This window comes from Bacillus sp. PS217 (genome assembly GCF_037963535.1).
Classification (GTDB): domain Bacteria; phylum Bacillota; class Bacilli; order Bacillales; family Bacillaceae; genus Bacillus; species Bacillus subtilis.
Genome location: NZ_CP150157.1, coordinates 3,259,894 through 3,276,107 on the forward strand (window position 1 = coordinate 3,259,894; position 16,214 = coordinate 3,276,107).

The 16,214-nt window shown below is 44.9% G+C and carries 18 protein-coding genes; 4 read left to right on the top strand and 14 right to left on the bottom strand.

Annotated features, from left to right (window positions below; all coding sequences use genetic code 11):
• Window positions 1-28: 28 nt before the first annotated feature.
• Window positions 29-169, bottom strand: a complete 141-nt coding sequence (locus NSQ83_RS16975) for a hypothetical protein (RefSeq protein WP_003228723.1) — start codon at window positions 167-169, stop codon at window positions 29-31.
• A 278-nt stretch (window positions 170-447) separates the two neighbouring features.
• Here NSQ83_RS16975 and guaC point away from each other — a divergent pair, with 278 nt between their 5' ends.
• Complete coding sequence (gene guaC, locus NSQ83_RS16980; RefSeq protein WP_029725886.1) at window positions 448-1,428, top strand: GMP reductase; 981 nt, start codon at window positions 448-450, stop codon at window positions 1,426-1,428.
• A 73-nt stretch (window positions 1,429-1,501) separates the two neighbouring features.
• On the opposite strand, the gene paiB is transcribed toward guaC, so the two are convergent.
• The 6 genes from paiB to NSQ83_RS17010 all read right to left on the bottom strand — a co-directional run bounded on the left by paiB (window position 1,502) and on the right by NSQ83_RS17010 (window position 6,013).
• The gene (gene paiB, locus NSQ83_RS16985) at window positions 1,502-2,125 is read right to left on the bottom strand and encodes a protease synthase/sporulation negative transcriptional regulator PaiB (protein WP_198878530.1); all 624 of its coding nucleotides are present in this window, start codon (window positions 2,123-2,125) and stop codon (window positions 1,502-1,504) included.
• Between the two features lie 23 nt (window positions 2,126-2,148).
• Window positions 2,149-2,667, bottom strand: a complete 519-nt coding sequence (paiA, locus tag NSQ83_RS16990) for a spermidine/spermine N(1)-acetyltransferase (RefSeq protein WP_198878529.1) — start codon at window positions 2,665-2,667, stop codon at window positions 2,149-2,151.
• A gap of 340 nt (window positions 2,668-3,007) precedes the next feature.
• A complete protein-coding gene (locus NSQ83_RS16995; RefSeq protein ID WP_003244166.1) occupies window positions 3,008-3,370 on the bottom strand; it encodes an iron-sulfur cluster assembly accessory protein in 363 nt (120 codons plus the stop codon).
• Window positions 3,371-3,448: 78 nt separating this feature from the next.
• A complete protein-coding gene (dapF, locus tag NSQ83_RS17000) occupies window positions 3,449-4,303 on the bottom strand; it encodes a diaminopimelate epimerase (RefSeq protein ID WP_003243745.1) in 855 nt (284 codons plus the stop codon).
• Window positions 4,304-4,425: 122 nt separating this feature from the next.
• A complete protein-coding gene (locus NSQ83_RS17005; protein WP_003228710.1) occupies window positions 4,426-5,640 on the bottom strand; it encodes a NupC/NupG family nucleoside CNT transporter in 1,215 nt (404 codons plus the stop codon).
• 136 nt (window positions 5,641-5,776) lie between these two features.
• Window positions 5,777-6,013, bottom strand: a complete 237-nt coding sequence (locus tag NSQ83_RS17010) for a YuzB family protein (RefSeq protein WP_003222913.1) — start codon at window positions 6,011-6,013, stop codon at window positions 5,777-5,779.
• 262 nt (window positions 6,014-6,275) lie between these two features.
• On the opposite strand from NSQ83_RS17010, the gene NSQ83_RS17015 reads away from it, so the two are divergent.
• Window positions 6,276-7,343 (top strand): NAD(P)/FAD-dependent oxidoreductase, encoded by a 1,068-nt coding sequence (locus NSQ83_RS17015; RefSeq protein ID WP_003228707.1) that lies wholly within the window; start codon window positions 6,276-6,278, stop codon window positions 7,341-7,343.
• A 25-nt stretch (window positions 7,344-7,368) separates the two neighbouring features.
• On the opposite strand, the gene NSQ83_RS17020 is transcribed toward NSQ83_RS17015, so the two are convergent.
• Window positions 7,369-7,695 carry a YuzD family protein gene (locus NSQ83_RS17020; protein ID WP_015714646.1) on the bottom strand — a complete coding sequence of 109 codons (327 nt, stop codon included), beginning with the start codon at window positions 7,693-7,695 and terminating at the stop codon, window positions 7,369-7,371.
• Window positions 7,696-7,794: 99 nt separating this feature from the next.
• Here NSQ83_RS17020 and NSQ83_RS17025 point away from each other — a divergent pair, with 99 nt between their 5' ends.
• On the top strand, window positions 7,795-8,130 hold the full coding sequence (locus NSQ83_RS17025) for a NifU family protein (protein ID WP_010886606.1): 336 nt from the start codon (window positions 7,795-7,797) through the stop codon (window positions 8,128-8,130).
• 42 nt (window positions 8,131-8,172) lie between these two features.
• Here the strand turns inward: NSQ83_RS17025 and NSQ83_RS17030 are convergent, their stop codons facing one another.
• The 5 genes from NSQ83_RS17030 to cotNH form a co-directional block, all read right to left on the bottom strand.
• Window positions 8,173-10,146, bottom strand: coding sequence for a S9 family peptidase (locus tag NSQ83_RS17030; RefSeq protein ID WP_195727735.1), 1,974 nt, complete (start codon window positions 10,144-10,146; stop codon window positions 8,173-8,175).
• 106 nt (window positions 10,147-10,252) lie between these two features.
• On the bottom strand, window positions 10,253-11,182 hold the full coding sequence (thrB, locus tag NSQ83_RS17035) for a homoserine kinase (protein ID WP_032730335.1): 930 nt from the start codon (window positions 11,180-11,182) through the stop codon (window positions 10,253-10,255).
• Window positions 11,179-12,237 (bottom strand): threonine synthase, encoded by a 1,059-nt coding sequence (gene thrC, locus NSQ83_RS17040; RefSeq protein ID WP_003228697.1) that lies wholly within the window; start codon window positions 12,235-12,237, stop codon window positions 11,179-11,181. The genes thrB and thrC overlap by 4 nt, the downstream gene beginning before the upstream one ends.
• Entirely contained in the window at window positions 12,237-13,538 is a 1,302-nt protein-coding gene (locus NSQ83_RS17045) for a homoserine dehydrogenase (protein ID WP_003228694.1), read from the bottom strand. Before NSQ83_RS17045 ends, thrC begins: the two co-directional genes overlap by 1 nt.
• A gap of 200 nt (window positions 13,539-13,738) precedes the next feature.
• Window positions 13,739-14,758, bottom strand: a complete 1,020-nt coding sequence (cotNH, locus tag NSQ83_RS17050) for a spore coat-associated protein CotNH (RefSeq protein WP_003242649.1) — start codon at window positions 14,756-14,758, stop codon at window positions 13,739-13,741.
• Between the two features lie 152 nt (window positions 14,759-14,910).
• Here cotNH and NSQ83_RS17055 point away from each other — a divergent pair, with 152 nt between their 5' ends.
• Window positions 14,911-15,411, top strand: a complete 501-nt coding sequence (locus NSQ83_RS17055; protein WP_003243814.1) for a phosphatidylglycerophosphatase A — start codon at window positions 14,911-14,913, stop codon at window positions 15,409-15,411.
• A 26-nt stretch (window positions 15,412-15,437) separates the two neighbouring features.
• Here the strand turns inward: NSQ83_RS17055 and nucF are convergent, their stop codons facing one another.
• On the bottom strand, window positions 15,438-16,208 hold the full coding sequence (gene nucF / locus NSQ83_RS17060) for a 5' nucleotidase NucF (RefSeq protein ID WP_003243196.1): 771 nt from the start codon (window positions 16,206-16,208) through the stop codon (window positions 15,438-15,440).
• Window positions 16,209-16,214 lie beyond the last annotated feature (6 nt).

The window sequence follows — 16,214 nt, forward strand, 5'->3', positions numbered from 1 at the left end:
AGCTTGTGTCTGCGACACAGCTCCTTTTTTATTTGAAGATATTTATATAATTCAATGCAGTTCCTACAACCAGCGCAATCACAAGGGCTGCGACTACCCAGATCATTGCCATAATAATGCGGTCCTGAATCTTTTGGGACTTCGGTGTTTTTTCTTCGTTTTGGGCCATCTTATTCGCTCCTTTCCCATGTCCATGCCATAAAGAAAGCCTGGTGCTGAACGACCAAGCTTTGCTGAACGTATATCATTCGCGTTTTGATCCGCTCTCTAAGACCATTCGTTAAAACTATGATACCTAAACTCACCCTGCATGACAAGCTTCGGCACTTGCACCACACCTGCCAGCAAATCATAATGTTTGACATCCTAAATAAAACAGAGTACATTATAGAAGGCGAACATTTCATATATTATACTTTTAAATATTCGTTTTTAGGAGTGAAAACCATGGAAAATGTATTTGATTACGAAGATATTCAGCTAATTCCTGCAAAATGCATTGTGAATAGCCGTTCAGAATGTGATACATCCGTACGTTTAGGCGGACGTACATTTAAATTGCCCGTCGTCCCTGCTAATATGCAGACGATTATAGATGAGAAGCTAGCGATTCAATTAGCCGAAAATGGCTACTTTTATGTCATGCACCGATTTGAACCTGAGACACGAATTGATTTTATTAAAGATATGAACGCACGCGGGTTATTCTCTTCTATCAGCGTGGGCGTCAAAGATGAGGAGTATGAATTTGTCCGCCAGCTGGCAGAAGAAAATCTGACGCCTGAATACGTGACAATTGACATTGCTCACGGGCACTCAAATGCTGTCATTGAAATGATCCAGCACCTTAAAAAACATTTGCCGGACAGCTTTGTTATTGCTGGCAATGTCGGAACGCCAGAAGCGGTCAGAGAGCTTGAAAATGCGGGAGCGGATGCCACTAAAGTCGGCATCGGACCGGGAAAAGTATGTATTACGAAAATCAAAACCGGCTTCGGCACAGGCGGCTGGCAATTAGCAGCGCTGCGCTGGTGTGCCAAGGCTGCCAGCAAACCGATTATCGCGGATGGCGGCATCCGCACCCATGGCGACATCGCAAAATCAATCCGATTCGGCGCAACGATGGTCATGATCGGTTCACTATTTGCCGGACACGAAGAGTCGCCAGGCCAAACGATCGAAAAAGACGGAAAGCTTTACAAGGAGTACTTCGGCTCAGCCTCTGAATTCCAAAAAGGCGAAAAGAAAAATGTCGAAGGCAAAAAAATGCACGTGGCGCATAAAGGCTCAATCAAGGATACACTGATTGAAATGGAGCAGGATCTTCAATCTTCTATTTCTTATGCAGGCGGAACAAAACTTGACGCCATCCGCAATGTGGATTATGTGATTGTGAAGAATTCCATTTTTAATGGGGATAAATATTAATCATAAAAAAACGCCAAGTCAGCGGTTCTCCGCTTGAGTTGGCGTTTTCTGCTACTTCTTCAGCAAAGTAAGCTTATATTTGCTTTTTGAATTTACTTTCCATTAGTTCTGCCATTTGTTTTGCATTTGGATTTTCTTCATTTTGCAACTGTTCAATGATGTTCATATAATCCGTTTCATTTCGGTTCTGGCTTAATTTATATGCCGCTTGAATGTCTTCCACCTTAATCTTAAATCCAACGATACCTTTCAATTCACGTTCTAAGAGTTTTGGAGAAAGCTTATCCCATAAAACAGGATTGTCACGATGTTTTTCGTATTTCTCCAGCATGATTGTTAATTCTTCTGCTAATTCATCTTTCTCTAACATACTTGCTTTTCCATACATGTGGACAGCCTGATAATTCCACGTCGGAACATTTTCGCGCGAATACCAGGAAGAAGAAATATAAGCGTGCGGTCCCTGAAACATCACAAGCACATCTTCACAGGCTTCAAACGTTCTCCACTGAGGATTTCCATAAGCGAAATGCCCCGTAATATAGTAATGATCATCTTTTTTATTGAATCCTAACGGCAAATGTGTGGCAATTGGTTTTCCTTGTTCTGTTGTGACAACCGTACCAAAGGAGTTTTCTTGTACAAAATTCCAAATTTCTTCAGCATTTGTGACTTTAAAATATTTTGGAATATACATCATCATCCACCCTTCGAAAAATATTATATGAGTGTTTTAGCCATGATTAAATCCGTTTGTTCTTCATCACCCATATAAAAAGAGTGGGCGCCGGTCTGAACAAACCCCATTTTCTTATAAAAGGCAATGGCATTTTCATTTTTTTCCCACACACCTAGCCAAATGTTCGTTTTATTACGTTCCAGCGCAATTTCTATCGCTTTATTCAACAGATGTTTGCCAAGCCCATGTTTTTGAAAGCTGTTCTTTATATAAATTCTCTCGATTTCAAGTGATTCAGCACCCATTTCTTCAGACTGAGCATCATCGATATTGACCTTTACATATCCAGCGATTTCATGATCAAAGTAAATAAAAAAGAATTGCGAAGACATATTGGATAACTCTTTTTCCAGCTGCTCAGTGTTAAATGCGCTTTCTAAATAGGCTTTCATTTTTTCAGGTGAGTTCTGTTCTTTAAAAGTGTCATTGAATGTTTCAATACTCAATTGTTGAAGTGTTTGTAAATCTTCCCGGCTACATTTTTTCATTTTTACACTCATTGTTCGGATTCAGCCCCTTTATTTAAAATTCAATTGTCTTGTGTCCCTTTTATATATTTAAACACGGAACACATACTGACCTTGTTACCATTCCAAAAATCTTCTTCTTCATCACCAACTCCCTATCGTGATTTTGTTGTAAATGCAATAAAATATACTCTGCATTAAATATAGCGTAACTTTGCTGTATTTACAACAAAAATCAAACAACAAAGCAGCGTTTCTCTTGCCGAAGTTCCCGGAACTCTCTGCATCATTTCCCCATAATAAAAACGCCTCCCTTAACGATGATTTATCGCTAAGAAAAGCGTCAGTAATAGTTGCTATCCGTTTTTAGTGCTTAGCACTCTTCAGGCTTGCCTGCATTCGTTGCTGTTCTGAACGAAGAACCGCAGCCGCATGAAGCGATGGCGTTTGGATTGTCGATGGTGAAGCCGCCGCCGAGCATGGATTGTTTATAATCAATCACGGTGCCGTTCATGATGTCAAGGCTTTCTTTGTCAACTAGAACAGTGATGCCGTGCTGATCAAACACACTGTCTGATTCACTCTTTTCATGCTCAAAGCCCATGCCGTAAGAAAGTCCGCTGCAGCCGCCGCCTTTGACGCCTACACGCAGAAACGCGTTTTCTTCTTCATGCTCTTTCATCATATCTTTTATATGCAAAGCTGCTGCTTCTGTAATTGTTACCGGGTTGCTCATCATTGTGAACCTCCTTTTAAAAACCGGTTGCTGTCTTTTATTATAAACATGATCGTTCCAATTCTCAAACAAGGTGTTTTACAAGAAATAGACACCCTCACAAACGGTTTCAGCCGGCCCTGTCATCATTACATGGCCGTTATCTTTCCAGTTTATCACCAAATCCCCGCCTGCTAAATGCACCGTGATGTCTTGATTTCGCTTTGATACGCCGTTTAATACAGATGCGACCGCCGCTGCACATGCTCCTGTCCCGCATGCCTGAGTAATCCCTGATCCCCGTTCCCAGACGCGGAAATGCAATTCTTGTTCATTCACGGTTTCAACGAATTCCACATTGATGCCTTCCGGAAATCTCGGATCTTTCTCAATCACCGGCCCCAGTGTCGTTAAGGGTGCCTGTTCAATGTCTGCGATCGGAAAAACGATATGCGGATTTCCCATTGAAACGGCAGTGCCTGTTAGTTCTACTTCACCAAATGCCATCGTTTCATTGATTGTGTGCTCTTCCCCGCCGTCAAGCATCGGGAGCTCGGATTTTGTCAAGCGCGGTTCGCCCATATCGACAGTGACCACATTCACTTTTCCGTTTTCGACTTGAACCTCCGCTTTCACAAGCCCGGAGAGAGTTTCAATCAGAAAAGATGTTTCCTCAACCAGCTTATGCTCATATGCGTATTTTGCGACGCAGCGCAGGCCGTTGCCGCAGTTTTTCCCTTCAGATCCGTCATTATTAAAAATCCGCATTTTAACAGGCGCTTGGTCTGATGGGCATATCAGGATCATTCCGTCGGATCCGATCCCTGTATAAACAGAAGAAACCTGAATTGCAATCTCTGACAGTTTTTCTTCTGGAAGCTGTTCTTCAAATTGATTCACATAAATATAACTGTTTCCCAGGCCGTGCATTTTGGTAAATCGAAATGAGTTCATAGGTGCCTCCAACTTTTTTTCTTTTTCTTAGTATAAAAGCTATTATAAGCGGACACAATACAATTATCCCCCGTTTTTCATACATAAAAGCTCCTTGCACTGACGCAAGGAGCTTTTATCGTTTATATAAACATGCCGGCAATGGCTGCGCTGAGCAGATTGGCTAATGTTCCTGCAAGAACAGCCTTCAGGCCGAGACGCGCGATATCTGAACGGCGGCTGGGTGCTAATCCGCCCAGCGTACCAAGCATAATCGCAATTGATGAAAAATTGGCGAATCCGCATAACGCGAAACTGATAATGGTAGCAGTTTTCTTAGAAAACTCGCCGATGTGCGGACCGAAGTTAGAATAAGCGACAAACTCATTCAGCACCAATTTCTGGCCGATATAGCTTCCCGCCTGCAATGCTTCATGCCAAGGCACGCCAATCAAAAAGGCGATAGGAGAAAACACATAACCGAGAATGGATTCTAATGTTACGCCTTTTAAACCGAACAAGCCGAAAGCCCCGCCGAGAATACCGTTTACTACAGCGATTAACGCAACAAACGCAAGCAGCATCGCCCCAACGTTTAACGCAATTTGCAGTCCTGTTGACGCTCCCTTTGCAGCTGCGTCAATGACATTGGCTGCGCCTTCGCCTTCATCCATTTTGAAATCGCTTTTTACGGTTTGCGTTTTTTCCGTTTCGGGTATAATCAATTTACCAAAGACTAGTCCAGCTGGAGCAGCCATAAAGCTGGCCGCCAGCAAATATTCAATCGGAATACCAAGAAGCGCGTACCCAAACAAGGTAGATCCCGCAACTGCCGATAGACCGCTCGTCATAATCGTAAACAACTCAGAGCGCGTCAGCCCGGCAATCAGGGGTTTGATCACTAACGGAGATTCTGATTGTCCTACAAAAATATTGGCAGCAGCCGCCAGAGATTCCGTTTTGCTTGTTCCAAGGAGCTTCGACAATCCGCCGCCAATGACACGGAAAACGAGCTGCATGATTTTCAAATGATATAAAACTGCAATCAGTGCTGAGAAGAAAATGATAACGGGCAGTACACTTAATGCAAAGGCCGGACTGTCTCCGACCTTTAGAAGCGGTCCAAAAATAAAACTGATGCCTTCATTCGCATAGTCAATCAGAAGCTGTACACGGCTTGAAAACCATAAAAAAACAGCGCGTCCCGCTTCCCATTTCAACACGATGTATCCAAACGCCACCTGTGTGCATAAACCAACGATGACGGTTCTTATCTTAATATTGCTTTTCTTTTCTGAAAATAAAAACGCGATAGCAATGATCGCAACTGCGCCCAGCAGCCCCCACAGAACATTCATGAATACTCGTACACCTCTTAAATTTTATTTAAAAAAATATCTTTTATACGATAACAATAATATTTTTTGATGTCTACACATTTTTTTAGTTCTTTTGTACGGCAAAATAAAAAAGGGCCCGTCCAGGCCCTTTTCTTTAAAACATTGGATTTTCTTCAATAAAGGTATATATATTCTCAACAAGCTCAGCAGGCGTTTCACCCATGACGACTTCTCCGTTTACCAGAGCGAAAAGCGATTCCATGCATGTCCCGCAGTAGCTTAAGCAGCCATATTCAAGGACATCAAGGTTGGGATCCTTCTCCAAAATCGCCCGGGCTTCCTGAGAGCCGTGAGCCAGATTGCTGACACAAAATTCAATCATTGGATTCATGCGGTTTCACCTCACATATGTCCATTATCGCGAATTTTTCACTATTCGTCAAAGACAACGGATGATTCAAAATTTATTATCGTAACATATTATTTCTCAAATAACGTTTTACTAATTTGTGTTTTCAGGCTAAATTGTAGGTTATTTTGAAACTATTATTGTGATTTTAGATCAAATTCGATATAATTCTAGATGTTATTTTACATAGTTCGTATTTTCTTTAATGTATCTATCATACTCTTCGGATTAAAGGGGAATTCAAATGAAAAAATTGGTCTTGATCGGCGGAGGTTACGGGAACATGCGTGTTCTTCATCGCTTATTGCCAAACCAGCTGCCTGATGATGTTTCAATCACGTTAATTGACAGAAATCCTTATCACTGCTTGAAAACAGAATATTATGCCCTTGCCGCAGGCACAATTTCTGACCATCATATCAGAGTGTCATTCCCAGAGCACCCTCGCCTGGATGTCCAATACGGTGATATCACATCAATTGATATTGTACAAAAACAAGTGCTGTTCCAAGATCGTGAACCGATTTCTTACGATGACGCCGTAATCGGGCTCGGCTGTGAGGATAAATATCACAACGTGCCGGGAGCGCCTGAATTCACCTACAGTATTCAAACCATCGATCAGTCCCGCGAAACCTACCAAAAGCTGAATAATCTGAGCGCTAATGCCACCGTCGCCATTGTCGGAGCGGGCTTAAGCGGCGTTGAGCTTGCAAGTGAATTGAGAGAAAGCCGTGATGACCTGAACATTATTTTGTTCGACCGCGGTAATCTCATTTTATCAAGCTTTCCCGAGCGTTTAAGCAAATATGTGCAAAAATGGTTCGAAGAGCACGGTGTCCGCATTATTAACAGGGCAAATATCACAAAAGTAGAAGAAGGCGTTGTGTATAACCACGATGATCCGATTTCTGCAGACGCCATCGTGTGGACAGCCGGCATCCAGCCAAACAAAGTCGTCAGAGACTTAGATGTGGAGAAGGACGCACAAGGGCGTATTGTATTAACGCCTCATCACAATCTTCCAGGTGATGAACATCTGTACGTTGTCGGCGATTGCGCCAGCCTTCCTCATGCACCGAGCGCCCAGCTGGCAGAGGCTCAAGCAGAGCAGATTGTCCAAATCTTGCAAAAACGCTGGAATGGAGAAGCCCTGCCTGAATCAATGCCGCAGTTTAAGCTGAAAGGCGTCCTCGGTTCACTCGGAAAAAAAGCCGGCTTCGGGCTTGTTGCTGACCGTCCGCTGATCGGCCGTGTTCCGCGTATGCTGAAATCCGGCTTGCTGTGGATGTATAAACACCATAACGGTTAATGATAGAGAAGAACCGCTGATCAAGTCAGCGGTTTTCTGTATACCCATGCTTCTCCATTTCCTCATAAACGTCTTTTAATTTTGGATTGCCTTCACCGACAATTTTGTCTTCTACGAGCACAAGCGGATAAAAATACTCGTCATTTCTGATTTTTTCCGCAAGCTCTTTCGCATGTTCATTGTCAGGCGGCTCATGAATATCGATGTACTGCATCTCAAAAGGCTGATTTGGATATTTTCTTTTCAGCGCAGCCTCAAGCCACTCGTATGTATCCTTGGCTGTCGGCATATTGACACAGCTCGCACAAACGGTTTCTGCCCCGTACACGCTTAGAATGACTGGTTTCATCACTTGTAGACGCCCCCTTCTCCTATGTAAGTCCTTTCTTTTAAGTATACAGAGCCAAAGGGCGTTTTTATAGAAAAAAACCGTTTTTGTGTTGAAGTCTGAATGTGCTATAATAGGGAAAGCAACTTTGCAAACCAAACAATAGATTTTTATTGTTACACTGAATATAATGGTTTTATGACGACGAAAGGAGCGAATGTCATGACTGAAGTTGAAATGAAAGAACAGGTGCAGGAAGTACTGGACAAACTTCGTCCGTTTTTACTTCGTGACGGCGGTGACTGTGAGCTTGTAGACGTAGATGAAGGTATCGTTAAGCTTCGTCTTCTAGGCGCATGCGGCAGCTGCCCAAGTTCAACAATTACGCTGAAAGCCGGAATTGAGCGCGCTCTTCTAGAAGAAGTGCCGGGTGTCGTTGAAGTAGAACAAGTCTTTTAATAAAGCAGCCAGGCTGATATTTGATCAGCCTGGCTTTTTTTATTAGAGATATTGGTCAAACCATGAGCTGATATAATTCAGGCGCTTGATCCGCTGTCTTGGGTGTCCGGTGCGTGACAAATTGTGCGATGCATTCGGAAAACGGACAAGCTTGGTTTCCTTGCCCATTTTTTTCAGAGCGATAAACAGCTGCTCCGCCTGCTCGATCGGACATCGGTCATCCCGCTCGCCATGCAGAATCAAAAGCGGTGTCTCCACGTTTGCTGCGTATTTTAAAGGAGATCGGTCCCAGAGCTTTTCTGTGTCCTCAAACATGTCATGCTCAAGCTGCCAGTCTGTAAAGAAAAAGCCGATATCACTGACGCCGTGAAAGCTGATCCAGTTTGAAATCGAGCGCTGGGTGACGGCAGCTTTAAAGCGGTTTGTCTGCCCGACGATCCAGTTGGTCATAAAACCTCCGTAGCTTCCGCCCGTGACACCGAGCCGCTTAGGATCAATATGCGGATCTCGCTTGATAGCCTCATCCACAGCTTGCATCACATCGTCATAATCCTTTCCTCCATAATCCCCTCTGACCGCATTCACAAATTCCTGCCCGTAGCCGTGGCTTCCTCTCGGATTGATATAAACGACCGCGTATCCTTTCGCCGCCAGCACCTGAAACTCATGAAAATATGTATGTCCGTACATCATATGCGGACCGCCGTGTATGTTGAGAATAAGTGGATATGTTGTCTCATCTTCCATTTGTGCAGGCTTCATCAGCCAGCCGTTCACCGTCACGCCGTCTTCTGTAGCATATTGAATCTCTTCAGGTATTGATATCGTATGCTCCCTGACAAACTTGTCATTCGCGCCAGTCAGCTGTTTCTCTTCCTGTCCAAGCGGGATACTGTAAAGCTCACTCGGTCTGTCCGGCTTTGTCACACTGGCAATAAAGTGCTGTTCATCAGGTGAAAGAGAAAAGCTATTGATGTACTCTTTTTCCAGACGAATCGGATACACAAGGCCTTCAATCGAAATATAATAGATGCCCGTACTGCCTTGATCTGTGCCGATGACATAAAACCCTTGGCTGTCCTTTGTCCAAATCGGGCGCTGTTCAGCACCACCGATCAACGAATCTCCAATCAGCGCATCCGCTAAATGAACGTCCAGCATCTCAGTAAGACATGTGAGGCGGCCTTGTTCGATATCATAGAGCCACGCCTTTGAGAGCGTAGCATTCTTATATTCCTTTTCATTTCCAAGCAAAGCAAGATACCTTCCGTCTGGTGAAAATGAGCTTGATCCGAATGAGCCGCGATGAGGTGTAACCTGCTTAAGATCTCCAGACTCCAGTGACATTATGTAAACATCATGCGGCTTGCTGGCATCATCTGTTTCAGTTAAATTAGCTGAGAAAACAAGCCATTTGCCGTCAGGAGAAAAAGCAGGATCACCATGATCAGCTTTGTGACTTGTCAGCTCTTCCATCTCACCCGACTTTACGCTGACAAGCACAAGCTGGGCATACGCACCTCTCGTCAGCCCTTTGCCGTCCCGTTTGTAGGAGAGGCCTTGCACTTCAACAGGTTCATAGCTATCCTGCTCTGTTTTTTCTCGGTCATCAATGTTTTCTCCCTCTCCCAAACTGACAGTGACCAGAATCGATTCGCCATCCGGGGACCATATTGGCTTTGACACGCCATACGGGATATCAGTCAGTTTTCTCGCTTCTCCGCCTTCAGCGCTCATCATATACAGCTGTGCCGCATCGCCTTCTCGATCAGAAATAAAGGCAAGCGTGCACCCGTCCGGAGACCATCTTGGGTCGGTGCTTCGCTTTTCTCCATGTGTCCAAGGAACAGACCCGCCCGTTTTCGTTTCATAGATCCATATATTTGATGTATACGAATCTTTCTCTTGATTCACTTGTGATTTTACATATGCGGCACGGGTGCCGTCTGGGGCGTATTGAGGATCGGTCACAGAGACAATCGCTGTGATGTCGTCTGCGGTTATCAGCTTTTTCATATTCATCTCCTCCTTTTTACATGTATTTCGTTTTTCTAAATAAAAACTCCTTTATCTCCAGCAAAAAAAGCGCCCTCTGCTGACGCTGAGGAACGCTTGGCATGATCTATACACTTTTTACTTGATATAAAGGATTTCGCTCTATTATACTTCCCTCTTTCGGGACGGTCAAAGCGTCTACTTCACAATGAGGGAAATGAAGCGCGAGCTGTTCTTTTAGCTCTTCTCCCTTTCCTTTTTCGGTCATGACGAGAATCGTCGGGCCTGCTCCGCTGAGAGCCGTTCCATATGCGCCCTTCATCTCGGCGACGTGCTCTACTTTTGACAGCTCAGGCACAAGCATCGCCCGGTACGGCTGATGGAACATATCCTTCTTCATGATTTTCCCGACAAGCGGCCAATCCTTGGACATGATCGCAGCAATGAGTATATTGCTGACAGCACTTGCTTTTACGGCGTCGGCATATGGAAACTCCTTCGGAAGCACGTCTCTCGCGTCTCTTGTCAGCACTTCGTAAAAAGGAATGACAACGACTACGTCAATGTCAGCATTCGGGACGCGGATCATTTGGGTCTCGTCATCCTCATGCAGGCCGATCACAAGTCCGCCGACGAGAGAAGCGCCAGCATTGTCCGGGTGTCCTTCTTCTAGACTGGCTAAATGCAGCTTGTCCGCTTCAGACAGCTTTAAGCCGCATAATTCATCAGCCAGTTCAATGGCCGCTACAATCGCCGCGGCGCTGCTGCCAAGGCCGCGTGCAAGCGGGATGTCGCTCCACACCTTCACATGGACAGGAGGTATTTCTTTTCCGTACAAATCTGCGGTCCGTTTAGCCACTTGATAGATCAGGTTATCTGTACCCGCCGGAATTCCGGCGACTGTTTCTGTTTCAGCCTCAAAAGACCATTTGTCGCTTTCAAAGACGGTCAGCTTCAAATATCTGCTGAGCGCCATTCCGACTGAATCAAAGCCGGGGCCTAGGTTAGCTGTGCTTCCGGGAACAGTGACAGAGAACAGCATGTCGGCTTCGTTCATACACGGGCCGCTCCTTTTACATATTCAAGGATGCTGTCTTCATCAGTCGGCAATGTGACAGGCTTGATTTCTGAAATGTCGACCGCTGTGTTCGGATCTTTCAGTCCGTTTCCTGTTAACACAGCTACGACCTTGCTGCCTTTCGGAATTTCTCCGGATTTCACCTGTTTCAGCACTCCTGCGATAGACGCGCAAGAACCCGGTTCTGCAAACACGCCTTCTACACGGGCGATCAGCTGATATGCGTGAAGGATTTCATCATCAGTGACTTCGTCAATTTTCCCATTGGATTCCTCGGCTGCCTTTACAGCTTTGTCCCAGCTTGCCGGGTTTCCGATACGAATGGCTGTCGCTATTGTTTCAGGATTTTCAATCACTTCATTGCGCACGATTGCCGCCGCACCCTCAGCTTCAAAGCCACGCATTTTCGGAAGGCCTGTGCCGTTTTTCTCATGATATTCCTTGAAGCCCTTCCAGTACGCAGTGATGTTTCCCGCGTTTCCGACCGGGATCGCTAAAACATCAGGCGCTTCCCCCAGCTGTTCGCACACTTCGAAGGCAGCAGTTTTTTGGCCTTCAATGCGGTAAGGGTTGACTGAGTTGACAAGGGCAATCGGTGATTTCTCACAGATGGAACGGACAATTTTAAGCGCATCGTCAAAGTTTCCGTCAATTGCGATAATCTCGGCTCCGTACATGACAGCTTGAGCGAGTTTTCCAAATGCAATTTTTCCGTTCGGGATGATGACAATGCATTTCATGTTAGCACGGGCTGCATATGCTGCCGCAGCAGCGGAAGTGTTACCTGTTGACGCGCACATAATCGTGTCATTGCCTTCTTCTTTTGCCTTTGCCACAGCCATAACCATTCCGCGATCTTTAAATGATCCCGTAGGATTGACGCCTTCCGTTTTGACATGAAGCTCAATTCCGAGCTGCTCAGACAGCTTCGGCAGGTGAATAAGAGGTGTGTTTCCTTCATGTAAAGTTAGCGCCGGTGTTTGATCTGTTACAGGTAAAAATTCTTTATATTGATGGATAAGTCCTTTCCACATTAGCTCCAACCGTTCCCTTCTACACGATATGTGCTTTTGACTTCTTGAACGACTTCCAAATCATTTAGGTTTTGCAGGATATCACTGAAATCAGCTTCTGATGTATGATGTGTGACAATTACGATTTCAGCTAACTCATCATGGCCTTTAATTGGCAGCTGAAGGATTTTTTCAAAGCTCACGCCCCGCTCTGAGAACACAGATGTAATTTTCGAGAATGAACCAACCTCATCTTTTACATGAATTCTTAAAAACTGCTGTGCATAAATGTCAGACGGCGATTTCATGTTTTTCTCATATTGCGGTCCGACAAAGCTGTTGCCGGTTACACCTAGGCGCATATTTTTCATGACAGCGACGAGGTCAGAAACAACGGATGTCGCTGTCGGCATGCTTCCGGCTCCCGGCCCGTAGAACATCGTCTCACCGACAGCCTCGCCGTATACATAAACAGCGTTAAACTCATTATGAACAGCAGAAAGCGGATGATGGTCAGGAAGCAGTGTCGGCTGTACGCTGACCTCGATTTTGCTGCCGTCACGCTGAGCAATCCCGATCAGCTTCATTGTATAGCCGAGGCGTTTGCTGAAGCTGATGTCCTCGTCTGTAATTTGGGAGATCCCCTTTACTTTGACGTCTTCCAGATCCACGTTCATCGAGAAGCCGAGGCGCGCCAATATCGCCATTTTCCGTGCGGCGTCAAGCCCTTCCACGTCAGAAGTCGGATCAGCTTCGGCAAAACCGAGATCCTGCGCTTCCTTGAGCACTTCCTCGTATGGGCTTTTCTCTTTGATCATTTTGGTTAAGATAAAGTTTGTTGTGCCGTTCACAATTCCCATCATTTTTGTAATTCGATCTGATGAGAGGCCTTCCTCTAACGTGCGCAGAATCGGAATCCCGCCGGCAACACTGGCTTCAAAGTAGATATCGCATCCATTTTCCTTCGCTTCGGCAAGCAGCTCAGAGCCGTACACAGCCATTAAGTCCTTGTTTGCTGTGACAACATGCTTTTTCGATCTCAGCGCGTCGACCAAATATTGTTTTGTCTGTTCAACGCCGCCGATCACCTCGATGACGACATCAACATCTGGATCATCAATGACATCATACACTTCTGTCGTGAGCACTTCCTTCGGCAAATCTACTTCTCTCTTTTTCTCTAAATCTTTTACAAGCACTTTTTTTATCGTAACCGGACAGCCGACCTGATGCATAAGCTTATCCTGATGGTCTTGAATAATTTTAACGACACCGCTTCCGACGGTACCTAAACCTAAAAGCCCTACACGAATCGCTTTCAAAAAAACTCCACCTTTCTTTTAATTGTCCTCTTGAAAAAGACAATTGTTAACTCAACACAGACATATAAGTTACAAACATTATATAAGCCCGCTCCTGTTTTGACAAGACAGCATTAGGCTGAATTTTGCGAATGTAAACGCTTAACGCATTGATATGACAAGATTCTTTATTTTCTAATTATTTTTGTCAGATTTTCTCCTCACCTTGAGCTGCCTTTGCCGAGCCAGCTGACGCGTGGAACAAACAGCTTCTGCGCCCGCATATTCATGAATTCCTGCGCTGTATTGAGAAATTGTTCATAACGCCCACAGTCATTAAGAATGAAGTCAAGCTGTTCTTCAAAATAATGCTTTTCTGATTCTGATGACATGTAATAGCTTTCTACGATTTCAAAATAATGAAGCGGGAAAAGCAGACGGCTGTATAAAAGGCGTTTCGAAAATGAAGACAGCGGTGTGACTTGCTCGTATTCCTGTAAAAAGAGAAAGCCCTGCTGATTAAAATCTTGTCTGTGATGCAAAAACGTATGCCTCATATATTCAGCCAAATCACGGGAAGCGTGGTCAAACACCCAATCCGCCGGAATCCTGATCAATGATTCCGGTGACCATGTATGCCTTTCCATCCGCTGATGGCATATCGTTCCTGAATCAGCGGCTTGGGGCTTGTCATCCAGCTCAGTGTCCACTAAATATTGTATCGCGTTTTCTGACAGTCCTAAATAATATGGAAATGATTCGATCATTTTTTTATCGAATGGCTCATGCGGAGGGGTCTGAACCTTTCTCTGCCAGAATGCTTCCAGCTGATCAATTCGTTTTCCCCACAGATCCTTCCACTGGCCGATTCTTCCGGCTGCCTTCACCTCATATGGATATCCTCGGCCTTTTCGGTGAAATTCCGCAAGCTCCGCTCCAATGGAGAACGCCCTGTTTGAATAAGGGGGGGCCGCCTTCAGCAGAGCGTACGTTTTTCCCTCATGTTCAAATGTCAGTTCACCTTCTTTTGTAAAGATAAAAACCGAAACGTATGGGTCACTTTGTTCTTGTAAATACTGACTCATGTAATAAAGCTCCGCCAGCTCTGTTTCTGAGAATTGGGAAACGGGGACAATCAGAAAGTATGAATTAGGCGTCTGAAAGCATTGATATGTGTGCTGGTACATGGAAAGCTGCCTGATGTGAATGCCGTATTTTTCTTTTATTGTACCTTTCACCATGATCACCTGCCTGTTGAATTAGGGCTCATCACATCGTAGTCATACACAGCCGGAATTATGAATACATATTTTAATCCGAAGAAGGCGCAAGAAAAAGTCGTAAACTTCTCAAGCATTTTGTATAAACTAGTAAAAAAGATTGGGTGAAGCTGATGTCAGAAAACGAACAATTCAGTCAGATGGAAGCTAAAGCAAGAGCACGGATGAAGGAGCGCGGCGTTGAGGTATCAGACATTGCCGAGCTTGTCTTTTTTCTGCAGAAAAAATATCATCCGGATTTAACCATTGATGAATGCACGCTGAACGTCAATCGTGTTCTCGCAAAACGCGAGGTGCAAAACGCGATTTTAACGGGCATTGAATTGGATGTTCTTGCTGAGCAGAAAAAACTGTCTGAACCGCTGCAAACGATGCTGGAAATAGATGAAAGCCTATATGGAGTAGATGAAGTTCTGGCATTTTCCATTGTGAACATTTACGGATCGATCGGGTTTACGAACTACGGTTACATCGACAAAGAAAAACCCGGAATCCTTAAACGATTGAATGATAAATCAACCGGTGAATGCCATACCTTTTTAGATGACATCGTCGGAGCGATTTCCGCCGCGGCTTCAAGCAGACTTGCTCACCGCGCGCGGCATACAGAATAAGGGCACCCTTTTAGGGCGCCCTTTTTTCAAATGTATGGAATCCATTCAGTCAGAGAGTCAATGGCGTGAGTCGGTTTTTCCATATCGTCTGTCATATGTTCTCTTTTCGTTACGCCTGTGTGAACGAGCAGCGTATCCATACCCGCGTTTATGCCGGCCATAATATCAGTGGCGTAGTTGTCGCCGACCATGAGTGTTTCAGACACATCTGTGCCGAGAACGCGCATCGCCTGCTCCATAATAATTGATTCCGGCTTGCCGATAAATACAGGCTGTACACCTGTAGATACGGTTAACACCGATGTCAGTGAGCCGTTTCCCGGCAGAAGCCCTCTTTCAGTCGGAATCGCAATATCTCCGTTAGTGGAAATAAAGCGGGCGCCATTTCTGATTGCCAGGCAGCCGACAGCAAATTTTTCGTATGTAATGGAACGGTCGATGCCAACAACGACAAAGTCCGCGTTTTCTCCGCCAAATGTCAGGCCGTTTTCTTCAATCGCCTGGCGGATTCCTTCCTCCCCAATCACATACACAGACGCGTCTTTTTTCTGCTGTGCAATGTGCTGGGCAGTTGCCATGCTGGTCGTGAAGACCTGCTCTTCTGTTGCCGGAATATCAAAAGACACGAGCTTGTCCGCTACCTGCTTCGGTGTGCGCGAAGAGTTGTTTGTCACGAAAAGATAAGGAACGCCGCGATCTTTCAGCGTTCTGACAAATTCACACGCTTCCTCGATTTTTTCCGTGCCATTGTACATCGTTCCGTCTAAATCAATTAAATACCCTTTATATGTTTTCATATCCAA

Bases quoted from the DNA above. Each gene is read 5' to 3' on its own strand.
- cotNH (WP_003242649.1), bottom strand. From the start codon at position 14,758: ATGGTGAAAGGTACAATAAAAGAAAAATACGGCATTCACATCAGGCAG.
- thrB (WP_032730335.1), bottom strand. From the start codon at position 11,182: ATGAACGAAGCCGACATGCTGTTCTCTGTCACTGTTCCCGGAAGCACA.
- NSQ83_RS17010 (WP_003222913.1), bottom strand. From the start codon at position 6,013: ATGAATCCAATGATTGAATTTTGTGTCAGCAATCTGGCTCACGGCTCT.
- NSQ83_RS16975 (WP_003228723.1), bottom strand. From the start codon at position 169: ATGGCCCAAAACGAAGAAAAAACACCGAAGTCCCAAAAGATTCAGGAC.
- thrC (WP_003228697.1), bottom strand. From the start codon at position 12,237: ATGTGGAAAGGACTTATCCATCAATATAAAGAATTTTTACCTGTAACA.
- nucF (WP_003243196.1), bottom strand. From the start codon at position 16,208: ATGAAAACATATAAAGGGTATTTAATTGATTTAGACGGAACGATGTAC.
- NSQ83_RS17015 (WP_003228707.1), top strand. From the start codon at position 6,276: ATGAAAAAATTGGTCTTGATCGGCGGAGGTTACGGGAACATGCGTGTT.
- NSQ83_RS16995 (WP_003244166.1), bottom strand. From the start codon at position 3,370: ATGAGCAACCCGGTAACAATTACAGAAGCAGCAGCTTTGCATATAAAA.
- guaC (WP_029725886.1), top strand. From the start codon at position 448: ATGGAAAATGTATTTGATTACGAAGATATTCAGCTAATTCCTGCAAAA.
- paiA (WP_198878529.1), bottom strand. From the start codon at position 2,667: ATGAGTGTAAAAATGAAAAAATGTAGCCGGGAAGATTTACAAACACTT.
- NSQ83_RS17005 (WP_003228710.1), bottom strand. From the start codon at position 5,640: ATGAATGTTCTGTGGGGGCTGCTGGGCGCAGTTGCGATCATTGCTATC.
- NSQ83_RS17055 (WP_003243814.1), top strand. From the start codon at position 14,911: ATGTCAGAAAACGAACAATTCAGTCAGATGGAAGCTAAAGCAAGAGCA.
- paiB (WP_198878530.1), bottom strand. From the start codon at position 2,125: ATGTATATTCCAAAATATTTTAAAGTCACAAATGCTGAAGAAATTTGG.
- NSQ83_RS17030 (WP_195727735.1), bottom strand. From the start codon at position 10,146: ATGAAAAAGCTGATAACCGCAGACGACATCACAGCGATTGTCTCTGTG.
- dapF (WP_003243745.1), bottom strand. From the start codon at position 4,303: ATGAACTCATTTCGATTTACCAAAATGCACGGCCTGGGAAACAGTTAT.
- NSQ83_RS17025 (WP_010886606.1), top strand. From the start codon at position 7,795: ATGTGCTATAATAGGGAAAGCAACTTTGCAAACCAAACAATAGATTTT.